The organism is Streptomyces sp. TLI_146 (assembly GCF_002846415.1).
Lineage (GTDB): Bacteria > Actinomycetota > Actinomycetes > Streptomycetales > Streptomycetaceae > Streptomyces.
This window is the reverse complement of the sequence record NZ_PJMX01000001.1, coordinates 1,390,543-1,411,102: the sequence shown is the minus strand read 5'-3', so window position 1 is coordinate 1,411,102 and position 20,560 is coordinate 1,390,543. Positions and strand designations below refer to the sequence as shown.

General features: G+C 72.8%; 24 protein-coding genes. 9 read left to right on the top strand and 15 right to left on the bottom strand.

Annotation, left to right across the window (positions count from 1 at the left end; genetic code table 11):
* The first annotated feature begins 125 nt into the window (after positions 1 to 125).
* On the top strand, positions 126 to 1,031 hold the full coding sequence (gene htpX / locus BX283_RS06510; RefSeq protein ID WP_101386695.1) for a zinc metalloprotease HtpX: 906 nt from the start codon (positions 126 to 128) through the stop codon (positions 1,029 to 1,031).
* A 77-nt stretch (positions 1,032 to 1,108) separates the two neighbouring features.
* Positions 1,109 to 1,687 carry a hypothetical protein gene (locus tag BX283_RS06505; protein WP_101386694.1) on the top strand — a complete coding sequence of 193 codons (579 nt, stop codon included), beginning with the start codon at positions 1,109 to 1,111 and terminating at the stop codon, positions 1,685 to 1,687.
* A 21-nt stretch (positions 1,688 to 1,708) separates the two neighbouring features.
* On the opposite strand, the gene cynR is transcribed toward BX283_RS06505, so the two are convergent.
* Entirely contained in the window at positions 1,709 to 2,599 is an 891-nt protein-coding gene (gene cynR, locus BX283_RS06500; RefSeq protein ID WP_101386693.1) for a transcriptional regulator CynR, read from the bottom strand.
* A gap of 122 nt (positions 2,600 to 2,721) precedes the next feature.
* On the opposite strand from cynR, the gene BX283_RS06495 reads away from it, so the two are divergent.
* Positions 2,722 to 3,309 (top strand): carbonic anhydrase, encoded by a 588-nt coding sequence (locus BX283_RS06495; RefSeq protein ID WP_101386692.1) that lies wholly within the window; start codon positions 2,722 to 2,724, stop codon positions 3,307 to 3,309.
* Positions 3,310 to 3,357: 48 nt separating this feature from the next.
* Positions 3,358 to 3,828, top strand: a complete 471-nt coding sequence (cynS, locus tag BX283_RS06490) for a cyanase (protein WP_101386691.1) — start codon at positions 3,358 to 3,360, stop codon at positions 3,826 to 3,828.
* Between the two features lie 95 nt (positions 3,829 to 3,923).
* Here the strand turns inward: cynS and BX283_RS06485 are convergent, their stop codons facing one another.
* The 4 genes from BX283_RS06485 to BX283_RS06470 form a co-directional block, all read right to left on the bottom strand.
* The gene (locus BX283_RS06485) at positions 3,924 to 5,075 is read right to left on the bottom strand and encodes an ABC transporter permease (RefSeq protein WP_257584248.1); all 1,152 of its coding nucleotides are present in this window, start codon (positions 5,073 to 5,075) and stop codon (positions 3,924 to 3,926) included.
* Positions 5,076 to 5,194: 119 nt separating this feature from the next.
* The gene (locus BX283_RS06480; protein WP_101386689.1) at positions 5,195 to 5,914 is read right to left on the bottom strand and encodes an ABC transporter ATP-binding protein; all 720 of its coding nucleotides are present in this window, start codon (positions 5,912 to 5,914) and stop codon (positions 5,195 to 5,197) included.
* Positions 5,911 to 6,969 (bottom strand): efflux RND transporter periplasmic adaptor subunit, encoded by a 1,059-nt coding sequence (locus BX283_RS06475; RefSeq protein WP_180357079.1) that lies wholly within the window; start codon positions 6,967 to 6,969, stop codon positions 5,911 to 5,913. Before BX283_RS06475 ends, BX283_RS06480 begins: the two co-directional genes overlap by 4 nt.
* Entirely contained in the window at positions 6,966 to 7,463 is a 498-nt protein-coding gene (locus BX283_RS06470) for a hypothetical protein (RefSeq protein WP_101386687.1), read from the bottom strand. The genes BX283_RS06475 and BX283_RS06470 overlap by 4 nt, the downstream gene beginning before the upstream one ends.
* Positions 7,464 to 7,552: 89 nt before the next feature.
* On the opposite strand from BX283_RS06470, the gene BX283_RS06465 reads away from it, so the two are divergent.
* On the top strand, positions 7,553 to 8,212 hold the full coding sequence (locus BX283_RS06465; protein ID WP_101386686.1) for a response regulator transcription factor: 660 nt from the start codon (positions 7,553 to 7,555) through the stop codon (positions 8,210 to 8,212).
* On the top strand, positions 8,209 to 9,399 hold the full coding sequence (locus BX283_RS06460; RefSeq protein ID WP_101386685.1) for a HAMP domain-containing sensor histidine kinase: 1,191 nt from the start codon (positions 8,209 to 8,211) through the stop codon (positions 9,397 to 9,399). The genes BX283_RS06465 and BX283_RS06460 overlap by 4 nt, the downstream gene beginning before the upstream one ends.
* Positions 9,400 to 9,472: 73 nt before the next feature.
* Here BX283_RS06460 and BX283_RS06455 read toward each other — a convergent pair whose 3' ends face one another.
* The 10 genes from BX283_RS06455 to paaA all read right to left on the bottom strand — a co-directional run bounded on the left by BX283_RS06455 (position 9,473) and on the right by paaA (position 17,988).
* Positions 9,473 to 10,045: a TetR family transcriptional regulator gene (locus tag BX283_RS06455; RefSeq protein ID WP_101386684.1), complete on the bottom strand. Its 573-nt coding sequence runs from the start codon at positions 10,043 to 10,045 to the stop codon at positions 9,473 to 9,475.
* Positions 10,042 to 11,517 carry an MFS transporter gene (locus tag BX283_RS06450; RefSeq protein ID WP_101386683.1) on the bottom strand — a complete coding sequence of 492 codons (1,476 nt, stop codon included), beginning with the start codon at positions 11,515 to 11,517 and terminating at the stop codon, positions 10,042 to 10,044. The genes BX283_RS06455 and BX283_RS06450 overlap by 4 nt, the downstream gene beginning before the upstream one ends.
* Positions 11,518 to 11,649: 132 nt before the next feature.
* A complete protein-coding gene (locus tag BX283_RS06445; protein WP_101386682.1) occupies positions 11,650 to 12,450 on the bottom strand; it encodes an alpha/beta hydrolase in 801 nt (266 codons plus the stop codon).
* Positions 12,443 to 13,294, bottom strand: coding sequence for a tryptophan 2,3-dioxygenase (locus tag BX283_RS06440; protein WP_101386681.1), 852 nt, complete (start codon positions 13,292 to 13,294; stop codon positions 12,443 to 12,445). The genes BX283_RS06445 and BX283_RS06440 overlap by 8 nt, the downstream gene beginning before the upstream one ends.
* Positions 13,295 to 13,326: 32 nt before the next feature.
* A complete protein-coding gene (locus BX283_RS06435) occupies positions 13,327 to 14,109 on the bottom strand; it encodes an SDR family oxidoreductase (protein WP_101386680.1) in 783 nt (260 codons plus the stop codon).
* A gap of 100 nt (positions 14,110 to 14,209) precedes the next feature.
* A complete protein-coding gene (locus tag BX283_RS06430; RefSeq protein ID WP_101386679.1) occupies positions 14,210 to 15,325 on the bottom strand; it encodes a 2Fe-2S iron-sulfur cluster-binding protein in 1,116 nt (371 codons plus the stop codon).
* A 9-nt stretch (positions 15,326 to 15,334) separates the two neighbouring features.
* Positions 15,335 to 15,832: a 1,2-phenylacetyl-CoA epoxidase subunit PaaD gene (gene paaD, locus BX283_RS06425; protein WP_180357421.1), complete on the bottom strand. Its 498-nt coding sequence runs from the start codon at positions 15,830 to 15,832 to the stop codon at positions 15,335 to 15,337.
* Positions 15,826 to 16,599, bottom strand: a complete 774-nt coding sequence (paaC, locus tag BX283_RS06420) for a 1,2-phenylacetyl-CoA epoxidase subunit PaaC (RefSeq protein WP_101386677.1) — start codon at positions 16,597 to 16,599, stop codon at positions 15,826 to 15,828. Before paaC ends, paaD begins: the two co-directional genes overlap by 7 nt.
* On the bottom strand, positions 16,589 to 16,891 hold the full coding sequence (gene paaB, locus BX283_RS06415; protein ID WP_101386676.1) for a 1,2-phenylacetyl-CoA epoxidase subunit PaaB: 303 nt from the start codon (positions 16,889 to 16,891) through the stop codon (positions 16,589 to 16,591). The genes paaC and paaB overlap by 11 nt, the downstream gene beginning before the upstream one ends.
* The gene (gene paaA, locus BX283_RS06410) at positions 16,888 to 17,988 is read right to left on the bottom strand and encodes a 1,2-phenylacetyl-CoA epoxidase subunit PaaA (protein ID WP_101386675.1); all 1,101 of its coding nucleotides are present in this window, start codon (positions 17,986 to 17,988) and stop codon (positions 16,888 to 16,890) included. The genes paaB and paaA overlap by 4 nt, the downstream gene beginning before the upstream one ends.
* Before the next feature lie 98 nt (positions 17,989 to 18,086).
* Here paaA and BX283_RS06405 point away from each other — a divergent pair, with 98 nt between their 5' ends.
* Genes BX283_RS06405 through BX283_RS06395 form a run of 3 tightly spaced genes read left to right on the top strand, consistent with a single transcriptional unit; the run spans position 18,087 to position 20,537 of the window.
* Complete coding sequence (locus BX283_RS06405; protein WP_101386674.1) at positions 18,087 to 18,338, top strand: acyl carrier protein; 252 nt, start codon at positions 18,087 to 18,089, stop codon at positions 18,336 to 18,338.
* Positions 18,338 to 19,807 (top strand): class I adenylate-forming enzyme family protein, encoded by a 1,470-nt coding sequence (locus tag BX283_RS06400; protein ID WP_101386673.1) that lies wholly within the window; start codon positions 18,338 to 18,340, stop codon positions 19,805 to 19,807. Before BX283_RS06405 ends, BX283_RS06400 begins: the two co-directional genes overlap by 1 nt.
* Positions 19,800 to 20,537 carry a 4'-phosphopantetheinyl transferase gene (locus tag BX283_RS06395; protein ID WP_257582097.1) on the top strand — a complete coding sequence of 246 codons (738 nt, stop codon included), beginning with the start codon at positions 19,800 to 19,802 and terminating at the stop codon, positions 20,535 to 20,537. Before BX283_RS06400 ends, BX283_RS06395 begins: the two co-directional genes overlap by 8 nt.
* Positions 20,538 to 20,560: the final 23 nt, after the last annotated feature.

Here is a 20,560-nt window from a genome sequence, read left to right as displayed (position 1 = left end):
TTTGAACCCCCGTCTGCGCCCGCCCTCCGGGCGAACGACGGGGGTTCAAAGACAGGCTCTTACGGCCGCCGTAAGTGGCATGGTGGAGAGTAAGTGTCCAAGGACCCGGGCCCCGGGGAGACATCATGATCGGCCGTTTCCAGCCCGACCGGCAGCTGACCGCCCGCATGCTGGTCACCCTCTTTCTGCTCGGCCTGCTGTACGTGGGGTTCGTGGCCGCGCTGCTCGTCCTGCTGAAGTCGACGGTGCTGGTCGTCGTCATCGCCGCGGCCCTGCTGTTCGGGCAGTACTGGTTCTCCGACCGCATCGCCCTCTACGCCATGCGCGGCCGCCTCGTCACCCGTGAGGAGCATCCCCAACTGCACGGCGTCATCGACCGGTTGTGCGCCACGGCGGACATGCCCGTGCCCCGGGTCGCCCTCGCCGACACCGACCTTCCCAACGCCTTCGCCACCGGGCGCAACGCCGACCACGCCGTCGTCTGCGTCACCACAGGCCTGCTCAGGCGCCTGGAGCCGGAGGAGTTGGAGGGGGTGCTGGCGCACGAGCTCTCGCACGTCGCCCACCGCGACGTCGCGGTGATCACCGTGGCCTCGTTCCTGGGCGTCATCGCCGGGCTCATCGTCCGCTTCGCCTTCTACTCCCAGATGTTCGGCGGCCGCCGCCGCGGCGACCAGAACACCTTCGCCATCCTGCTGGCCGTCATGGCGGTCTCGGCGGCGGTGTACGCGCTGAGCTTCCTGCTGATCCGGGCACTGTCCCGGTACCGGGAGCTGGCCGCCGACCGCGCGGCCGCCCTGCTCACCGGCCGCCCCTCCGCGCTCGCCTCGGCGCTGACCAAGCTGGACGGCGACATCGCCCGCATCCCCAGCAAGGACCTGCGCACGGCCGGCGCGTTCAACGCCTTCTACTTCGTGCCCGCCCTCGGCGCCGGCGCCTCGCTCTCCCGGCTGCTGTCCACCCACCCCAGCCTGGAGCAGCGGCTCGACGGACTGGCGAAGATCTCCGCCGAGCTGGGCCGCCCGGCATGAACGGCCTCGCCCGCCCCGGACCGTACGGACGAGAGCTCCGCGACGAGAGCCGGCACAGGACGGAGTGACTGATCCGCATGGGCTTCCTGGACATCCTGCTCGGGCGCACCAAGCCCGTCGCCCCCGACCTCGACCGGCTCTTCGCGGTGCCCTCGGCCGCCGTCACCCTGGAGGCGGCGGCCGGGTTCACGCCGACCGGCCGTGGCTCGGTCTGCTTCACCACCGTCGAGGGCGGCGCCTTCACCCGGATCCGCGAGGACGTCGAGGAACTGCTCAACGCGGATGCCGAACGGGCCGGGAGCCCGGTGGAGTCCAGCCGCGACGAGTACGGCTACACCTGGCTCCTGTCGCAACGCGGCCCCGACGACCTGACCGCGCTCGCCGGTGACCTGCACGCGGTGAACACCGCCCTGGAGGGCAGCGGCTTCGGCCCTCAACTGCTGTGCTCCCTGGTCGGCTTCGAGAACGCCGAGGGGCAGGCGCTCGCGCTGGTGTACCTCTACAAGCGCGGCACGTTCTACCCCTTCGCCCCGCTCCCCGGCGAGAAGCGCGACAGCGCGCTGGAGCTGCGGATCAAGGCGGTCCTCGCGGACGACCTGCACATCGAGCAGGACCTCGCCCGCTGGTTCCCGGTGTGGGGCGCGCCCGGGCTGTGAGCGGCCGCTCTCACACGGGATTCACACGGGCGGATAGGCGCGGTCGCGTACGAGCCGTCGGGTGAGGCGGGTGAAGGCGCGGGCGGCGGCGCTCTCGTACGCGCTCTCCCGCCGCAGCAGGGTCACCGTACGGGCGGGCAGGGGCGGTTCGAGCGGGACCGGGTGGAGGCGCGGGTGGTCGTGGGTGACCGCGTCGGGCAGGACGGTGGCCAGCGGGGTGCGCTGGACGATCTCCACGAGGGCCTGGACGGAGTTGGCCTCCACCGCGATGTGCGGCCGCACGCGATGCGCGTCGAGGTAGACGTCGATGTGGCCGCGGGTGGCGAAGTCACCGCTGAGAAGGGCGAGTTGGCGGTGGGCCAGGTCGCGGACGGGGAGCGGTGCCGAGGAGGCGGTGGCCACGACGAGGGTCAGGGTCTCGGTGAACAGGGGCGTCGCGGCGATGCCGGGCAGATGGGGCCGGTGGAAGGCGATGCCGAGGTCGAGCTCGTCGGCCAGCAGCCCGGCCTCGATGCGGTCCTGCGCCAGCTCCTTGACGTCGAGGGTGATGCCGGGGTGGCGGGTGTGGAGCTCCGCGACGAGAGGGCCGGTCAGATACGCGGTGAACGTCGGCGTCACGGCGAGGCGCAGACCGCCGCGCGAGAGGTCGGCCACGTCGAGGACCGCGCGCTCGGCGGCGGCCAGCTCCCGCAGGGCGCGGCGGGCGTAGTGGACGTAACTCTCGCCCGCGTCGGTGAGCCGTACGGTCCGCCCGGTGCGGTCCAGGAGCTGCGCCCCCACCGTGCGTTCGAGCTGTTTGACCTGCTGGGAGAGCGTGGGCTGCGAGATACGCAGCTCCTCGGCGGCGCGGGTGAAGCTGCCGTGCTCGGCGACGGCGAGCAGATAGCGCAGATGACGCAGTTCCGGACCCATGGATCAACTATAGATGAGACCAATAGCAGACATGGATAGCACGTCTTGGACACTATAGGAGCAGGTCATGCATGGTGGATCTCGTCAGCCCCTCGGGGCCGACAGCCACCGAAGGGAGTGACATGCAAGACCTCACCGAGGGCGTCGCACGGTTCCGCCGGGACGTCTTCCCGGCCAAGGCGGAGCTCTTCGCGCACCTGGCGACCACCCACCGGCCCTCGACGCTGTTCATCGGCTGTTCCGACGCCCGGGTGGTGCCGGAGCTGATCACCGGCAGCGAGCCGGGCGAGCTGTTCGTCATCCGCACCGCAGGAAACCTCGTCCCCGCGTACGCACCGGGTATCGACGGCATCGCGGCCAGCATCGAGTACGCGGTCGCCGCCCTGGGCGTCAGCGACATCGTCATCTGCGGCCACTCCGCCTGCGGCGCGATGACCGCCCTGGCCGAGAGCCACGACATGGGCGCCCTGCCGACCACCGCCGACTGGCTGCGCCACGCGGACGCCGCGCGGGCCCGCACCACCACGGCCGGGGTCGACGCCCTCGTGCGCGGCAACGTCCGCGCCCAGCTGGCGAACCTGGTCACCCACCCGTCGGTGGCCCGTGCCCTGACGCGGGGCACGGTCGCGCTGCACGGCTGGTGCTACGACATCGGCAGCGGCGCCGTCGAGCAGCTCGACGTCGTGGACCCCTTCGCCGCCGCGGCCTGAACCCCCTCTTCCCCCCCGTTCCACCCGCTCGAAAAGGAGCTCTTTCCCATGGTGCACGCCCAGTTCGACAACGCCGCTCGCCAGGCCCTGGCCGTCAAGGCCGTCGACGCCAAGATCCGCAAGGACCTGTCCTGGCAGCGGATAGCCGACGCCGCGGGCCTGTCGGTCGCCTTCGTCACCGCCGCCGTCCTCGGCCAGCACCCGCTGCCCACGGCCTCGGCCGAGGCCGTCGCCGAGCTCCTGGACCTGGACGCCGATGACGCCCGGACGCTGCAGACCATCCCGACCCGCGGCTCGATCCCCGGCGGCATCCCCACCGACCCGACGATCTACCGCTTCTACGAGATGCTCCAGGTCTACGGCACCACGCTGAAGGCCCTGGTCCACGAGCAGCTCGGGGACGGCATCATCTCCGCGATCAACTTCAAGCTGGACGTGAAGAAGGTCGCCGACCCCGAGGGCGGCGAGCGCGCGGTGATCACGCTGGACGGCAAGTACCTGCCGACCAAGCCGTTCTGACCCGACGCGGCTCCGACCCGATACGGCTCCGACCCGATACGGCGACGGGCGGCGGATCGTCCCCCACGACGACCCGCCGCCCCCCGCCTCCTCCCCTACGCCGCGTGCAGCGCCAGCGTGGGGGAGAGCCGTGCCGCCCGTACCGCCGGATACAGGCCCGCGAGCGTGCCGATCACCAAGGTCGCGCCGAAGCCGCCGCCGACCGCCCACAGCGGGACCACCCACGGCAGCCCGCCCGAGGAGGCGTACACCCCGGTCGCCGCCGCGCCGAGACCGACGCCCGCGAGCCCGCCCAGGCCCGAGAGCATCAGCGACTCCGCGACGAACTGGATGCGGATCTGGCCCCGGGTGGCGCCGAGTGAGCGCCGCAGACCGATCTCGTGACGGCGTTCGAGCACCGAGATGATCATGGTGTTGGCGACCCCGACCCCGCCCACCAGAAGCGCGATCCCGCCCAGGCCGAGCAGCAGCGTCGACAGCGCTCCCTCGGTCGCCGCCTTCGCCTGGAGCGCCGCCGACGGGTCGCTGACGTCGACGTTCTGCGGGTTGCGCGGGTCGACCGTCGCCGCGAGCAGCTTCTGCACCTGGCGCACGGAGGCGTCCGTGGACCGCTCGTACACGGCCGTGGGGTGTCCGTCGAAGCCGAGCAGCCGCTGCGCCGCCGCCCAGCCGACCAGCGCCGACCGTTCGATCTCGGGCGCCAGCGGCATCGGGCCGAGGACGCCGACGACCGTGAAGTACCGGTCGCCGATCCACACCTGCTGCCCCGGTCCGGTCACGCCGAGCCGTTCGGCGGCGACGTGGCCGAGCACCACGGACGGGTAGCGGCCGTTGGCGGCGTTCAGCCAGGTCCCGGAGGCGACCTCGCCGCGCAGGACATCGAGGAGCCGTTCGGTGGCCGCCTTGACGGCGATCCCGCCGGTCTCGTCCTCGGGGATCTTCTCGGTGCGCCGCACGGACTGCTTGAGGTCGCCGGTGGCGCCGACCTCCTGGACGCCGTCGATGCGCCCCACCATGCCCGGCGCGTCCTTGGGCAGCTTCACCTCCTGCCCGCTGAACATGCTCTCGCCGGGCTTGGCCACCAGCATGTTGGTGCCGAGCGCGTCCAGCTGCCGCATCAACTGCGCCTGGCTGGAGGCCGAGATGCCCACCACCGCGATCATCGTCGCGATGCCGATGGCGATCCCGAGGGCCGAGAGCACCACCCGCACCGGACGGCTGCGCAGCCCGGCCGAACCGACGTGCAGGACGTCCCGGGGACCGAGCCGGGCCGCCTTGAGCCGGGTGCGCGAAGCGCCTTCCGTACCGGGGGAACCACCTTTCGTACGAGGGGAAGCGCCTTCCGTACGAGGGGAGACAGGAGCCGTCACGCCGCGACCTTTCCCCGTGCCGTGTCCGCGACCACACGCCCGTCGCGGATGCGCACCTGGCGGGGGAGCCCCGCCGCTATCTCGGTGTCGTGGGTGATGACGGCGATGGTCGCCCCCTCCCGGTTCAGATCGTGCAGGAGCTCCATCACGGCCTCCCCGGACGCCGAGTCCAGTGCCCCGGTCGGCTCGTCGGCGAGCAGCAGAGCGGGCTCGCCCACGACGGCCCGGGCGATGGCGACGCGCTGCTTCTGCCCGCCGGACAGCTCGTGCGGGCGGTGCTTCATACGGTCCGCGAGGCCCACGCGGGCCAGCGCGTCGGCGGCCAGGGCGCGGCGCCGGGAGCGCGGCAGCCCGGAGTAGAGCAGTCCCTCGGCCACGTTGTCCCGGGCGCTGACGCCCGGCACCAGGTGGAACGCCTGGAAGACGAAGCCGATGTGCTGCGAGCGCAGCGCGGAGAGCCGCCGGTCACTGAGCGAGGCCACGTCGTGGCCCGCGATCTCCACCGTCCCGGCGGAGGGCCGGTCCAGGGTGCCGACGATGTGCAGCAGGGTCGACTTGCCGGAGCCGGACGGACCGGCGATCGCCAGCAACTCGCCCCGCCCGATGGTGAGATCGACCCCGTCGAGGGCCCGGACGCCACCCGCGTACTCCTTGGTGACGCCGGTCAGCCGGACGACCGTGCTCATGATGACCGTGTTCATGTCGACCGTGCTCATACGGACGGCACCCCGACCTTCGTGCCCTCGCGCAGCCCGCTGCCGGTGACCTCCACGCGCCCCTGCCCGAACATGCCGAGCTCGACCTCCACCTCGCGGGCGGTGCCGTTCTCCACCACCTGGACCCCGAAGCCCCCGCCGGGCAGCGCCAGCAGCGCGTTGACCGGGACGGACAGGACGTCCTTCCTGGTCTCGCCGGTCAGCTCGACCGTGACGGGCGCCTGGTCGAAGCCGTCGACCTTCTTGGGGTCGTCGAAGGAGACCGTGATCTCGATCTTCGGGGTCTTGTCCTGGGCGTCGTCGCCGGGTTTCGCGGTCTTTCCGACCCCGCTCACCCGGCCCGGCGCCCGGCTGCCGTCCGGCAGCTGCACCGAGACCTTCGTGCCGGTCTTCGCCGACTTGGCGTCCGCGACCGGCACCTTGAACCGGACGACCCGCTCCGAGCCGGTGACGGTGAGCACCGGTTTGCCGGGGCCCACCGGGTCGCCGGTCGCCGCGCCCGCCTCCTTGATCCGCAGGGCGCTGCCCGCGAAGGCGATCTGGTCGGGGCCGATCTGCCCCGTCTGCTTCAGGTCGTGGGACTTCTGCCAGCGCTTGACGGCGGCGGCGGTGGCCGAGGTGTACTCGTCGTCGACGGTGAAGCCGGTGTAGCCGAGCGCGGCCAGGTTCTCCTCGACCTGGCGTACGTCCTTGCCCTTGTCGCCGCTCCTCAGCGTCCGGTACATCGGCTCCGAGCCGTACATCAGCCGTACCGGCCTGCCGTCCACCTCGTAGAGGCGTCCGTCGCGCCGCACGGTCGAGCCCGTACCGGCGATCCAGTTGAGGGTGCCGGTGGCGCCCGCGTTGATCCGGCGCTCGCCGAGGAAGCCGAGCGTGCCGTCCCGCTGCGAGCTGTCGCTGAGGTCGCCGCGGGTGACGGGGGCGGTGGCGGGCGGCAGCCCGGAGCGGTCCTGGGACTTCTTGTGCTCGGGGGTGCCGAGGGCGGTGACGGCGACACCGCCCCCGGCGACCAGCACGATCGTGGTGAGCGCGACGGCCAGTCGGCGGCGGCTCATCGGCTGACGCTCTCGCACGCCTTGTTCGCCTTGTCGAACTTCACCTTCTCGGCGCCTTCGGGGATGCGCTGCGCCGACATCATCCCGCCGTCGAACTTCGGGTCGGGCATGTTGAAGCCGTTCTTGCGCATGCACTGGGCGTACTTGAGCATCTTGTCCTTGTCCGCCTGGGTGGGGCCCTTGCCGCTGCCCGAGCCGCCCTTGCCCGCGCACGCCTTGAGCGCCTTCTCCATCTTCTCCTTGGTCATGCCGTCGCCGGAGATGCTCAGAGCGCGGTCGTCCTGGCCGGGCTTGGGCTCGGGCACGTTCAGCCCCTGCTCGCGCAGGCACTTGCGGTGCTCCAGGGCCTGGTCGGCCTTCTTGCCCGCGTCGCTCGCGCTGTCGTTCCCGCCGTCCGAGCCCTTGCCGCCCGAACAGCCGGTGGCGACGAGCGCGAGGGCGGAGAGGGCCGTGGCCGCCATGATCCGGCCGAGGTGTCGCTGAGAAGTCGTCATGGCCGGGAGCCTGCCGCGAGGGGGTGTTTCGTTTCTCTCAGCGGATGCGTTAACAACGGCGAAAGGCCCCTCTCGTATACACAGGGGGCATGCGCGTACTGGTGGTGGAGGACGAGGAATTCCTGGCGGAGATGATCGCCGAGGGGCTGCGCCGCGACGCGCTCGCCGTCGACGTGGCCTGCGACGGCCCCGAGGCGCTGCGCAAGCTGGCCTTCGGCGCGTACGACGTGATGGTCCTCGACCGCGATCTGCCCGGCCTGCACGGCGACGAGGTGTGCCGGCACGTGGTCGAGCGGCGGCTGCTGACGCGGGTGCTGATGCTGACGGCCGCCGGGACCGTGCGCGACCGGGTCGACGGCCTGGGCCTGGGCGCCGACGACTACCTCGCCAAGCCCTTCGCGTACGACGAACTCCTCGCCCGTGTCCTGGCGCTCGGCCGGCGTGCCCGGCCCGCCCTGCCGCCCGTGCTGGAGCGCGCCGGGATCGTCCTGGACACCGCCCGCCGCCAGGCCAGCCGCGACGGACGGCATCTGCACCTGTCGCGCAAGGAGTTCGCGGTGCTCGAAGCGCTGCTGCGGGCCGAGGGGGCGGTGGTCAGCGGCGAGGACCTCATCGAGCAGGTGTGGGAGGAGCACACCAGCTACCGCACCAACGCCGTACGCGTCACCCTCAGCAAGCTCCGCGCCAAACTGGGCGAGCCGCCCGTGGTGGAGACGGTGCCGGGCGCGGGCTACCGGATCGGCGTATGAAGTCCGAACGCGCCCGGCTGACCGCCCTGTACGGAGGGCTCCTCGTGCTGGCGGGCGCGCTGCTCACGGGCGTGGTGTACCTCCTGGTCCAGCAGGGCCTGTACACGTCGATCAGCACGGCCGTGACGACCGCCGTGCCCGCCAGGGAGCTGAGGGACCTGCCCACCTCCACCCCCGCTCCCCGGCAGAGCGCCGTGCCCGCGAGCCCGTCCCCGCTGCCGCCGGGCGTCGTACGGGGTCTCGCGGTGACCCGGACGCTCAGCGACGCGGCCGAGGACGCCGCGCTCAACCGGCTGCTGGCGGTCTCGGTGATCGTGCTCTGCGCCTACGCGGTGCTCTCCATCGCGCTGGCCTGGTGGATGGCGGGCCGGGTGCTGCGCCCGGTCGCCGTGATCACCGAGACCGCGCGGCGGCTGTCCGGCGAGAACCTGCACGAGCGGATCGCCCTGGAGGCGCCGCCGGGCGAGCTCAAGCAGCTGGCGGACACCTTCGACGGGATGCTGGGGCGGATGGAGCAGCTCGTCTCGGCCCAGCAGCGGTTCGCCGCCAACGCCGCCCATGAGCTGCGCACCCCGGTGGCGGTGCAGCGGGCGGCGGCGGAGATCGGGCTCGCGGGGGAGCCGGACGCGCGCAAGGTGGCGCGGATCCGCGCCAAGCTCATCGCGGTCGCCGACGACAGCGAGCGGATCATCGAAGGACTGCTGCTGCTCGCGGCCTCCGAGCAGGGCCTTGAGCGCCGGGAGCCGGTGGCGGTGCACGAGGTCGCCCGGGAGGCGGTGGCCGCGCTCGCGGGCGAGGCGAAGGAGCGGGACCTCACGGTCACGGTCCACGCCGGTCCCCTGACCGTGCCCGGGGACGCGGTGCTGCTCGACCGGCTGCTGCACAACCTGGTCGCCAACGGCATCCGCCACAACGTGCCGCACGGCCGCGTCGAGGTCCGCACCGGCCCCGACGGCATCACGGTGTCCAACACCGGCCCCGAGATCCCCCCGGACACGGTCCCCGACCTCTTCGAACCGTTCCGCCGCCTCACCCAGCGCCACCGCCACGCCCCGGGCGAGGGCGCGGGCCTGGGCATGTCGATCGTCGCGGCGATCGCCCAGGCGCACGGAGGGACGACGACGGCGTACGCGAACGGGGAGGGGGGAGGCCTGACCGTGCGTGTGACGTTCCCGGGGGCCCCATGATCTTTCAGGGGCGCGGGGAACTGCGCGACCAGCCACAGGGGGCCCGCAGACGAAGAACAACCGGCGGGAGCGCCTAATCCCCATCTATCAGCCGCTGCAAGCCCGGCGCATACAGATCCGCAACCCGCTCGGCCGAGGCAAGGTTCCCCGCGCCCGGACGGTGCAGGCTCAACGTCGCGCCAAGACCGAGCAACTGCCCCGCGATCAGCTCCGCCCGCAACTCCCCGTCGGGCCCGGGCAGCAGCCCGGACAGCCGCGCGGTGACCTGCTCCCGGAACCGGTCCCGCAGCAGCGTGCGCTCGTCGTCCCGCCCCAGCGAGAAGACGACGCGCAGCAGCGGGTCGCCCCGGAACTCGTCGCGCAGCCGCAGCATCGTCAGCACGAGGTGGCGTCCGAGCTCGGCGGGCGGCGCCGCGAACAGCTCGTCGGCCACGGGCTGGAAGTCGGCGACCGTGTGGAACAGCTGCTCCTTGCTGCCGAACCGCTTCACGATGAGGGACGGGCTGACCCCCGCGTCGGCCGCGATGCCCCGCAGGGTCACCTCGGCGTAGGCGCGCAGGGCGAAGGCGCGGCGCGCGGCGCGCAGGATGGCGTCGCGGCCGGTGCCCTGCTCGGGGGCCGTGCTCTCCACGGGCGCGGTGGTCATCTGCCCTCCTGGGCCGCGGGCACCGATGTCGACCCTCCGACCGTACCGGCCCCGGCCGCCTCGGCGCGCTCCGGTCGCCGCGCGGGCAGGAAGGCGGTGGCCACCAGGGCCGCGAGCGCGGCGCCCGCCGCGATGAGGAAGATCAGCAGATACGCGTGCAGGGTGGGGGCGGTGCGGCCCGCGGCCACGAACGTGACGTTGGCCAGGACCGCGGTGACCACCGCGCTGCAGCACGCCTGGCCCACCGAGCGCATCAGGGTGTTGAGGCCGTTCGCGGCGCCGGTCTCGCTCACCGGCACGCCCTGCATGACGAGGGCCGGGAGCGCCGAGTACGCGATGGCGGTACCGGCGGAGACCACGGTGGCGCCGGCCACGATCAGCCAGAGGCTGTGGCTGGTGAAGAACCGTACGACGTAACCGACCGCCATGACGCAGGCGGCCAGGCCGAGGGCCGTCCTGGGGCCGTACTTGGCGGATATCTTGGCCGACACCGGCGACAGCGCGACCATCGAGAGACCGCCGGGCAGCAGACACAGGCCGCTGACCACGATGGACGCGCCCAGTCCGTATCCGGTCGCCTTGGGCTCCTGCACCATCTGCGCGGTCACCAACGAGTTGGCGTAGAAGGCGAATCCGATGAAAAGGGCGGCGATGTTGGTGAGCAGGACCGCGGGCCGGGCCGAGACGCGCAGGTCGACCATCGGGGATTCGGTACGCAGCTCGTAGCGGCCCCAGACCAGGGCCACCGCCAGCGACCCGGCGAGCAGGCCGAGGGTGGGGGCCGAGGTCCAGCCCCAGTCGGCGCCCTGGGTGATCGCGAGCAGCACGCCGACCAGGGCGGCGGTGAGGCCGAGCGTGCCGAGCACGTCGAAGCGGCCGGGAGTGCGCACCGGGGACTCCGGGACGATCCAGAGCACCAGGAGCAGATCGAGCAGGCCGAGAGCCGCCGAGGCCCAGAACATGGTGTGCCAGTCGAAGTTCTCCACGACCAGGGCCGCCACCGGGAGCCCCACGGCGGCGCCGATGCCGAGCGTGGAGCTCATCAGGGCTATGGAGGGCAGGACGCGGGCGGGCGGCAGTTCGTCGCGGATGATGCTGATGCCGAGCGGGATGACGGCGAGGGCGGCGCCCTGGAGCGCCCGGCCCGCGATCAGCACCCCGATGTCCGAGGTGGCCGCGCACAGCACGGATCCGGCGGTCAGCACGCCGAGCGAGGCGAGCAGGACGCGCCGCTTGCCGTACATGTCGCCGACCCGGCCGAGCACCGGGGTGAAGACCGCGCCGGTCAGCAGCGTGATGGTGACGAGCCAGCCCGCCGCGCCCGGACTGCTGCCGGTGAGGGCCGGGATGTGCGGCAGCAGCGGTACGACCAGCGTCTGCATCACGGCCACGACCACACCGCAGAAGGCGAGCACGGGGACGACGAAGCGGGTGCGGGGATCGTGGGCGGGGGTGGCTGTCGCCGCGGCCATGCTGCTGCTCCAGAGGCTGGTCAGGAAAGGGGTGCACAAGCGTTCACCCCCTCTTAGGGTAAACGCTTGTGCACCCCCGCGTCCCGGCCTTGGAAAGCCGCTGAGCGGACTCCTGGAAGTCCCCTGGACCGCTCAGCTTTCCGACGCCAGCCTTCCCAGCGTCTCGATCACGGCCCGGGACGCCTGGGATCCGGGCTCGATCAGCGTGTAGTGGCCGGTGCCCGGCAGTACGACGTGCTCCGCGTCCGTATGCACGGCCAGGTAGTCCGTGAACTGCCCGAGCGGCACCTCCTCGTCCGCCGCCCCGTTCAGCACCACCGTGCGCACCCCCGTGGTGCCCTTGCCGCGCAGCAGCGTCAGCGGGTCGACCAGCGGGAGCCGCGCCTCGACCTGGTCGGCGCCGCCGAGCAGTTGCAGGCCCGCGCCGTCGCTGAGGTCGTCGCGGATGGTCGCCGCCAGGTCGGTGATCGGGGCGAGGCCCAGGATCGCGCTGGGCAGCCGCGTGGTGTACCAGGGCGAGCTCTCGGGGAGCAGCCCGCGCGCCCCGGCCCACAGGGCGAGGTGGCCGCCGGAGCAGTGGCCCGCCAGCACGAACGGCCGCCCCTGCGGGATCGTGTCCACGGCCAGCGCGATGTCGTCGAAGGTGGCCGGGTAGCCGCCCGCCCCGCCCGACCTGCGGAAGCCCGGCAGGATCGTGGTGAACCCCTGCTGTGCCAGATGCGCCGCGAACGGGGTCAGATGCATCCGGTCGTAGCGCCAGTAGCCGCCGTGCAGCAGCATCACCACCGGTGCCTCGGGGTCCTCGGCCGGCCACAGGTCGTACACCTGGTGCGGGTGCGAGCCGTACTTGCGGTGCACGGGGGCGAGGACCGGGCGGATGCTCAGTACCCGGCGCTCCTCCTCGGCCGCGAACGCGGAAGGGGTCCTAGACATAGCTGCGCGCCGTCCAGAGCTCGGGGAACACGGACCGCTGGGCGCGCTTCTCCAGCCACGCCACACCCGGGGAGCCGCCGCTGCCCGCCTTGGCGCCCATCGCCCGGCGGGTCGCGAGCAGATGGTCGCTGCGCCAGCGCAGCACCAGCTCGGCGACCTCGGTGAGCTCCTCGCCGAGGCGCACCAGCGGGTCGTCCTGCGGCCCGGCGTAGATCTGCCGCCAGACCTCCTCGACCCAGGAGTCCGGCTGGTACGGCTCGGTCACGTCCCGCTCCACGACGTGCTCCGGCACGGGCAGCCCGCGCCGGTACAGGAAGCGCAGCACCTCGTCGTAGAGCGACGGCTCGGCCAGCGCCTGCTCCAGCTCGGCGTAGACGGCCGGATGCCCGCGGTGCGCCTGCACCATGGAGCGGGACTTGTCGGCGAGCAGGAACTCCATGTGGCGGTACTGCGCCGACTGGAACCCGGAGGCCTCGCCGAACGCCGCGCGGAACCCGTTGAACTGGACCGGGGTCAGCGCCGCCAGCGGCGTCCAGGAGTCGTTGAGCGCCTGGTGCGAGCGGCGGCTGCGGCGCAGCGCGTCCATGGCCTGCTCCAGGTCGTCCTTGAGTAAGGCGTCCCGCGCCGTGCGCCACTCGTACACGATGAGGGTGAACCACAGCTCCATCACCTGGGTGGTGACGATGAACGCCATCTCACCGGGGTCGTTGGACAGCGGCCGCTGGAGGGTGGAAAGCAGCGAGGCGTGGACGTAGTCCTCGTACGGCGTCGTCCCCTCGAACTGCGCCTGGGGCGCCTCGTCGGCGGCCGGAGGCGTGGCGAGGGCGCTGGTCTGCTCGGTCATGGGTCTCCGTAGGTCGTGGGCGGGCCGGGTGGTCAGACCGGCATTCCGATGTGCGCGCCCCCGGTCGCGTCCAGCCACTGGCCGGTGACCCAGCGCGCGTCGTCACTCGCCACGAACGCGACCACGTCGGCGATGTCCGACGGGCGGCCGATCCGGTTGAAGACGGAGGTGGCCGCGTACGCGTTCAGCACCTCGGGCATCTTCAGGGTCGGGTTGATCTCCGTGTAGGTGAAGCCGGGCGCCACCGCGTTCACGGTGATCCCCCGCGCGCCCAGCTCCGGGGCGAGGGCGAGGGTGAGGGTGTCCAGGGCGCCCTTGGTCATCGAGTACGCGGAGATGTTCGGCATGGCGATCCGGGTGACGCCGGAGGAGATGTTGATGATGCGGCCGCCGTCGCGCAGCCGGCCGAGGCCCTGCTGGATGACGAAGAAGGGGGCCTTGACGTTGATCGCGAAGAGCCGGTCGTACTCCTCCTCGCTGACGTCACCGATCCGCTTCGGCAGGGTGATCCCGGCGTTGTTGACGAGGATGTCCAGGCCGGGCCGGGCGCCGTACTCGGACAGCCCCTTGTCGAAGGCGGTCCACAGCGCCTCGGCGTCGCCGGGCACCCCGAGCTCGGCGCGGAGCGCGAACGCCCGGCCGCCCGCCGCCTCGATCTCGGCGACGGCCTCCTCGGCGGCCTCGGTGCGGTGCCCGTAGTGGACGGCCACCAGGGCGCCCTCGGCGGCGAGCCGGAGCGAGATCGCCCGGCCGATTCCCCGGCTGCCGCCGGTCACCAGGGCCGTCCGGTCGCTCAGCCTGCCCGTACTGGTCATCTCTCCACACTCCTGTGATCTCGGGGGACCGCGCGGTCGTCGCTGCGGTCGTGGGGGCAATTCGTCTGCCGTGTACGGGTGTCGGGCTGCGGGCGGGTGCTCAGGCGTCGAAGTCGAGCGCGATCTCGTCCGACTCCGGCCGGGCCCGGCAGGGCAGGGTGTAGCCGGCGGCCAGCTCCGCCGGGCCCAGGGCGTACTGACGGTCCATCACCGCGCTGCCCCGGACGACCTTGGCGCGACAGCTGCCGCACAGGCCGTCGCGGCAGGAGTACGGGGTCTCGGGCCGGGCGCGCAGCACGGCGTCCAGCACCACACGGTCCTCGGGCCGCATCACCGTCTCGGTGGTGCGGCCGTCCAGCCGGGCGGAGATGAGGCCGGTGCGGCCCAGTGGCTCCGGCTCCGGCGCGGGCGGGAGGCCGCCGCCGGTGGAGAAGAGCTCGAAGCGCACCCGCGCCTCGTCCGCGCCCCACCGTGTGAGCGCCTCCCGGACGGTCTCGACCAGCCCCCACGGCCCGCACAGGTAGAAGTGCGTGCGCTCGTCGGGCTCGGCGCCGAGCAGTGCCAGCAGCTTGGGCAGCCGGGCCGCGTCGATCCGGCCGGAGAGCAGCTCGCTCTCGCGCTCCTCGCGGGAGAGCACGTGCAGGGCGAAGAACCGGCCGACGTGGGCGTCCTTGAGGTCGGTCAGCTCGTCCGCGAGGAGCACCGACTGCGCGCTGCGGTTGGCGTAGACGAGCGAGACCCGGCAGTGGGGGTCCTCCCGCAGCGCGGCCGCCGCCATGCTCAGCAGGGGGGTGATGCCGCTGCCGCCCGCCACCAGGACGTGGTGCGCGCCGGGCACCTCCGCCAGCCGGAAGTCGCCGGTGGGCGGGCCGAGTTCGAGGGTGTCGCCGGGGGCGAGCTCCTTGGTGGCGTACTCGGCGAAGCCGTCCGCGCCCAGCCGCTTGACCACCAGCCGCAGCCCGGCCGGGTCCCGGGGCGGCAGGCAGACCGAGTAGCTGCGGCGCAGCTCGCGGCCCTCGGGCCGGTGCCGTACGACCACGTGCTGGCCGGCCCGGTGCGCGAAGGTGTCCGCGAGCGGGGCGGGCACGGCGAGGCTGATCGCCACCGACTCGTCGCCGACCTGCTCCACGGCGGTCACCGGCAGCCGGTACCAGCCGGTCGCCCGGCGGGCGGGCGCCGGGGAAGCGGCGGTGCCGCTAGTCGTCGCTGTCGTCATGAGGGTGCGTCACATCGCCTTCAGATGCGCGAAGGTCTCCTGGCACGAGGTGCACACCAGGACGGCTTGGCAGCGGGTCGCGCCGAAGTGGCTCTGCGGCCGGGTCGCCACCGAGCCGCAGTGCGGGCAGGGCGCGCCCAGGCCGATCCGGACCGGCAGGGGCGCCCCGGCGGGGCCGGGCGGCACGATGCCGTGCTCGGAGAGCTTGCGGCGGCCCTCGTCGGTGATCCAGTCGGTGGTCCAGGCGGGCGAGAGCACCTGCCGCACCCGTGCGTCGGGGTGGCCGCTCTCGGTGAGCACGGCCCGGATCCCGGCCTCGATCGCGGGCATCGCCGGGCAGCCCAGGTAGGTCGGAGTGATCACGACCTCCAGAGTGCCGTCGTCCGTCGCCTCCACCGCGCGGATGACGCCCAGATCGGCCAGCGAGATCATCGGGAGTTCGGGGTCGGGCACGGTGTTCACCCGGGCCCGCACCGCGTCGGCGTCCAGCCGGACGGCGCTCACCAGGTGCCTCCCGGGTACTGGAGGCGTACCGAGCGGAACTCGGCGAGCAGCGGCGCGAACGCCTCGGTGTGCAGCCCGTCCCGGCCGCCCGTCGCCTGCCACGAGGGCTTGGGCAGCGTCAGGCGCGCGTCGTCGAGGACGGCGGCGACCTCGCGCTCCCACTCCTCGCGCAGCCGCGCCGGGGCGACCGCGGTCCCCGCCGCGTCCAGCCGGTCCGCCAGCGCGTCCCGCTCGAAGAGTTCGGCCGCGTACGGCCAGACCAGGTCGAGCCCGGCCTGTATCCGGCGGCGGCTCTCGGCGGTGCCCCGGCCCAGTCGCACGGTCCACTGGTCGGCGTGCATCTGGTGGTACTCGACCTCCCTGGCCGCCCGCGCGCCGAAGGCGGCGAGGGTGTCGTCGCCGGACTTCTCCAGGGCGCTCCACAGCAGCCTGCTGTAGTGCGCGTACACCAGCTGGCGGGCGATCGTCACCGCGAAGTCGCCGGGCTCCAGCTCCATCAGGAGCGCGCTGCGGAATTGGCGCTCGGTGCGGTGGTAGGCCAGTTCGTCCTCGTCGCGGCCGGTCCCGTCGAGCCTGCCGCTGTACGCGAGCAGGGTGCGGGCGTGGCCGAGCAGGTCGAGCGCGATGTTGGCGAGCGCCAGGTCCTCCTCGATGGTGGGCGCCCGGGTCACCAGGGCGCACAGCCGCTGGCACAGCACCAGCGCGTCGTCGCCCAGGCGCAGGACGTACTCGGCCAGATCCGTGTCCTCACCAGTGTGCTCAGCCGTCATGGCCGCTTTCCTCGTTCAACGGGATGTAGTGCTCGGGGTACCGGTACGGCTTGTGGGCGGCGTTGCTGAAGAACGGGTCCTTCTCGCTCGGCGAGGCGGCGTGCACCGAGTCGGAGCGCACCACCCACACCGAGACCGTCTCGCCCCGACGGGTGTACAGATCCCGGGCGTTGGCCAGCGCCATGTCGGCGTCGGCCCCGTGGACCGAGCCCACGTGCTGGTGCGCCAGGCCCCGGCGCGGCCGGATGAACACCTCCCACGGCGTCAGCACCCGTGCGGACCGCTCACTCATGACACGCGCCTTCCCTCGTCGTCCAGTTCCGCGAACTCCAGCTCGCCGTCGTCCAGTTGGGCCGCGTACGCGTCGACCGCCTCGCGCACCCAGGCGCCGTCCTCGTGCGCCGCCACCCGGTGGGCGAGGCGCTGGCGCGCGCACTGCGAGCCGTCGCCGAGCGCGCCGCGGAACAACTGCCAGTCGATCGGGCTGAAGTCGTAGTGCCCCCGCTCCTCGTTCCAGCGGATCGCCGGGTCGGGCAGGGTCACCCCCATCCGCTCCGCCTGCGGCACGCAGTTGTCGACGAACCGCTGGCGCAGCTCGTCGTTGGTGTGCCGTTTGATGCCCCAGGCCATCGAGCGCTGCGACACGGCGGCGCCCATCGCCGCGGTGCGGTCGTCGGCGCCGCCCGCCACGGTGTCCGGCGGGCCGAACATCAGCGCCACCGCCGGCAGCCACCAGCGGTTGACGGCGTCCTGCGCCATCTCCTTCTGCTCGGGCGTGCCCTGGCACAGCGACCACAGCACGTCGTAGCCCTGGCGGACGTGGAACGCCTCCTCCTGGCACACCCGGCGCATCGCCCGGGCGTACGGGCCGTACGAGGTGTGGCACAGCGGTGCCTGGTTGACGACGGCCGCGCCGTCCGTGAGCCAGGCGATGGCCCCGGTGTCGGCCCAGGTCAGGGCCGGGTGGTTGAAGGTGGCCGCATAGCGCTGATGGCCGCTGTGCAGCGCGTCCAGGAGGTCGGCGCGCGACACCCCGAGGGTCTCCGCCGCCGAGTAGAGGTAGAGCCCGTGGCCCGCCTCGTCCTGCACCTTGGCCAGCAGACTGGCCTTGCGGTGGAGCGAGGGCGCCCGGGTGAGCCAGGAGCCCTCGGGCTGCATACCGATGATCTCGGAGTGCGCGTGCTGGGAGATCTGCCGGACCAGCATCCGCCGGTAGCCGTCCGGCATCCAGTCCCGGGGCTCGATCTGCTCCCCGGCCGCGAGCAGCGCCTCGAAGTGCGCGTTGAGCTGCTCCACGCCGTCGACCACCCCTTCGTCCCGGACCGCCGCGGTGGCGGTGCCTTCACAGATGAAGAGGTCTGACCTGGGGCGTTCAATCCCCGCGCACATGCCGTTGGCCCGTGACGAAGGTCACGCGGGGGCGGGGGAGTGTGCGTGCTCAAGTGCGCCTCTCTCTTCGGTAGTCAGTGCAACGAGAGGGGTATGCCATGAGCACCATCAGGACGATGCTGGTCGAGCTGACCGGGACGCCGGAGTTCGCCGAGGCGATCGGGGACGACGAGGACCTCAGCGCCAGCGGGATCGACTCCGGGGACCTGGTCCGCCTCATCCTGCTCATCGAGCAGCGCACCGGCGTCGAGGTGACGGCCGAGGACATGGAGGGCCTGACCACCATCGCGGACTACGAGCGGTTCATCGCCGGCCGCGACGCCGCCACCCCGCAGCAGGGCGCCGCCTGATGTGGCTGACCCAGTTGGCGGAGCGCAACCGCCAGTGCTTCCCGGACCGGACGGCCCTGGTGGACGAGCACCGCTCCGTCACCTGGGCCCAGTTCCACGACCGGGGCGTCAGCCTCGCCCATGGGCTCGCCGGGCTCGGCATCCGGCGCGGCGACCGCGTCGCCGTGCTCTCCCTGGACCGCGTCGAGGTCCTGGAGTCCTACTTCGCGCTGGCCCGGATCGGGGCGCTCTTCGTCCCGCTCAACCACAGCTTGACGCCGGCCGAGGTGACCGGGATCGTCGAACGCACCGGCGCCGTCGCCGTGATCGGCGAGTCCGCGCTGCTGGCCCGCCACCCCGATCTGCCGGTGCGCACGCGCATCCCCCTGGACGACGAGGCGTTCGCCGCGCTCGGCGCCGAGGGCGGACCGGCGCTCGACGACATCCCGGACGACGCCCCCGCCGCGATCCTGCACACCTCGGCGACGACCGGCCAGGCCAAAGGCGTCACCGTCGACCACGCCTCGTTCCGGGCCATCGCGCTCGGCTGGCTCGCCGTGGCCCGGCCCGCCGACGACATGGTGCTGGTCAACTGCTGCCCGCTCTACCACGGCAGCATGGTCGTCTCGCTGACCTATATGGCCGCGGGCGCGACCGTCGTCCTGATGCCCGGCTTCAAACCGCAGACCGCGCTGGCCGCCATCGAGACCCACCGCGCCACCCACGTCTGGCTCGTCCCGCAGATGCTGCGCTTCCTGCTGCGCGCGAAGTCCGCCGAGACCGCGGACCTCTCGACCCTGCGCGAGATCCTGTACGGGGCCGCGCCCATGCCTCCCGACATCTACGCCGAGGCCGTCGAGCGGCTCGGCTGCGGATTCCGCCAGGTGTACGGGATGACCGAGGTCGGCGGCCCGTTCGTCACGCTCGGCCCCGACGAGCACCCGGAGCCCGGCGCGGTGGCCGAGGTGATCCCGGCCGGCCGGGTCATCCCCGGTATGTCCGCGCGCGCCCTGGACGCACAGGGCCAGGAGGTCGAACCCGGCGACATCGGGGAGATCTGCGTACGCGGCCCCGGTCTGATGCGCGGCTACTGGGGCGACGAGGCCGCCACGGCCGAGATCACCGTCGACGGCTGGATCCGCACAGGCGACCTCGGGTTCATCGACCGCGACGGCCTCATCCGGCTGATCGACCGCAGCAAGGACCTGATCATCCGGGCCGGTCAGAACGTGTACCCCTCGGAGATCGAGCGCGCCCTCCAGGCCCACCCGGCGGTGCGCGACGCGGCGGTCGTCGGGGTGCCGGACGAGGACTTCGGCGAGGTCCCGCTCGCGTACGTCGTCGTCGAAGAGGGCACCGGGACGGTCGAGTTGCAGAAGTACCTGGCCCAGCGCCTGGCCTCGTACAAGCGCCCCCGGCGTATCGAGTTCATCGACCAGGTGCCCCGCAACCCGGCCGGGAAGATCATCAAAAAGCTGCTGCGTGCGTGACGCTGCGGGGCGCGGTGAGACGGACCTGGTGCCCGGCGCGGGTACCGCCCGGCCGGACCCTGCCTCCGGCCTGGCGGGCGCCGAACGCGCGGTGCTCCTGCTGCGCCCCGCCCTGCGTGCCGAGGGGCTCTCGCTCGGAGTGGTCCGCGTCGACGATCCGCGGGTGCGCCCGGCCGGGCCGGGGGAGTGGGCGGCGGCCGCGGCGATGGCGTCCCCGCGCCGCCGTGACTTCCTCGCCGGACGGTGCGCCGCCCGGCGGGCGCTGGCCGAGGCGGGGCACTCGGCGGGCGAGCTGCGCCGCTCCGGCCGACGGCCGCTCTTCCCCGCCGGATTCGAGGGCTCGATCAGCCACTCCGGTGGTCTGGCCGTCGCCCTGGCCGCGCCGGGCGCGCGCGTCCACGCCCTGGGCTGCGACCTCGAACTGCGCGGTCTGCCGCTGAACAGCGCGCACCTGGTGCTCGGCCCCGACGAGCGCACCGGCCTCGATCCCACGGCGGCCGACGCCGAGAGCCGCCTTCTCGCCGTCTTCTCGGCCAAGGAGGCGGCGTTCAAGGCGTTCAGCACCCTGCTCGGCGGTGAGGCACCCGCGACCCTCCTCGCCATGGCCACCAGCCCGGTCCCGGGAGGCTTCCGCGCCTGGCCGAGAGGGCTGCCGGGCCAGGTCATCGACGTACGGGTGCGCCCGGCCGGGCCGGGCGTGTTCAGCTGGGCCGTCGCACCCGTGGTGTGAACGGGTGCGACGGCCCAACCGCC

What these genes read in the sequence shown, in the direction of transcription:
- htpX (WP_101386695.1), top strand. Translation starts at nt 126, where the DNA reads ATGATCGGCCGTTTCCAGCCCGACCGGCAGCTGACCGCCCGCATGCTG.
- BX283_RS06505 (WP_101386694.1), top strand. Translation starts at nt 1,109, where the DNA reads ATGGGCTTCCTGGACATCCTGCTCGGGCGCACCAAGCCCGTCGCCCCC.
- cynR (WP_101386693.1), bottom strand. Translation starts at nt 2,599, where the DNA reads ATGGGTCCGGAACTGCGTCATCTGCGCTATCTGCTCGCCGTCGCCGAG.
- BX283_RS06495 (WP_101386692.1), top strand. Translation starts at nt 2,722, where the DNA reads ATGCAAGACCTCACCGAGGGCGTCGCACGGTTCCGCCGGGACGTCTTC.
- cynS (WP_101386691.1), top strand. Translation starts at nt 3,358, where the DNA reads ATGGTGCACGCCCAGTTCGACAACGCCGCTCGCCAGGCCCTGGCCGTC.
- BX283_RS06480 (WP_101386689.1), bottom strand. Translation starts at nt 5,914, where the DNA reads ATGAGCACGGTCGACATGAACACGGTCATCATGAGCACGGTCGTCCGG.
- BX283_RS06475 (WP_180357079.1), bottom strand. Translation starts at nt 6,969, where the DNA reads ATGAGCCGCCGCCGACTGGCCGTCGCGCTCACCACGATCGTGCTGGTC.
- BX283_RS06470 (WP_101386687.1), bottom strand. Translation starts at nt 7,463, where the DNA reads ATGACGACTTCTCAGCGACACCTCGGCCGGATCATGGCGGCCACGGCC.
- BX283_RS06465 (WP_101386686.1), top strand. Translation starts at nt 7,553, where the DNA reads ATGCGCGTACTGGTGGTGGAGGACGAGGAATTCCTGGCGGAGATGATC.
- BX283_RS06460 (WP_101386685.1), top strand. Translation starts at nt 8,209, where the DNA reads ATGAAGTCCGAACGCGCCCGGCTGACCGCCCTGTACGGAGGGCTCCTC.
- BX283_RS06455 (WP_101386684.1), bottom strand. Translation starts at nt 10,045, where the DNA reads ATGACCACCGCGCCCGTGGAGAGCACGGCCCCCGAGCAGGGCACCGGC.
- BX283_RS06450 (WP_101386683.1), bottom strand. Translation starts at nt 11,517, where the DNA reads ATGGCCGCGGCGACAGCCACCCCCGCCCACGATCCCCGCACCCGCTTC.
- BX283_RS06445 (WP_101386682.1), bottom strand. Translation starts at nt 12,450, where the DNA reads ATGTCTAGGACCCCTTCCGCGTTCGCGGCCGAGGAGGAGCGCCGGGTA.
- BX283_RS06440 (WP_101386681.1), bottom strand. Translation starts at nt 13,294, where the DNA reads ATGACCGAGCAGACCAGCGCCCTCGCCACGCCTCCGGCCGCCGACGAG.
- BX283_RS06435 (WP_101386680.1), bottom strand. Translation starts at nt 14,109, where the DNA reads ATGACCAGTACGGGCAGGCTGAGCGACCGGACGGCCCTGGTGACCGGC.
- BX283_RS06430 (WP_101386679.1), bottom strand. Translation starts at nt 15,325, where the DNA reads ATGACGACAGCGACGACTAGCGGCACCGCCGCTTCCCCGGCGCCCGCC.
- paaC (WP_101386677.1), bottom strand. Translation starts at nt 16,599, where the DNA reads ATGACGGCTGAGCACACTGGTGAGGACACGGATCTGGCCGAGTACGTC.
- paaB (WP_101386676.1), bottom strand. Translation starts at nt 16,891, where the DNA reads ATGAGTGAGCGGTCCGCACGGGTGCTGACGCCGTGGGAGGTGTTCATC.
- paaA (WP_101386675.1), bottom strand. Translation starts at nt 17,988, where the DNA reads ATGTGCGCGGGGATTGAACGCCCCAGGTCAGACCTCTTCATCTGTGAA.
- BX283_RS06405 (WP_101386674.1), top strand. Translation starts at nt 18,087, where the DNA reads ATGAGCACCATCAGGACGATGCTGGTCGAGCTGACCGGGACGCCGGAG.
- BX283_RS06400 (WP_101386673.1), top strand. Translation starts at nt 18,338, where the DNA reads ATGTGGCTGACCCAGTTGGCGGAGCGCAACCGCCAGTGCTTCCCGGAC.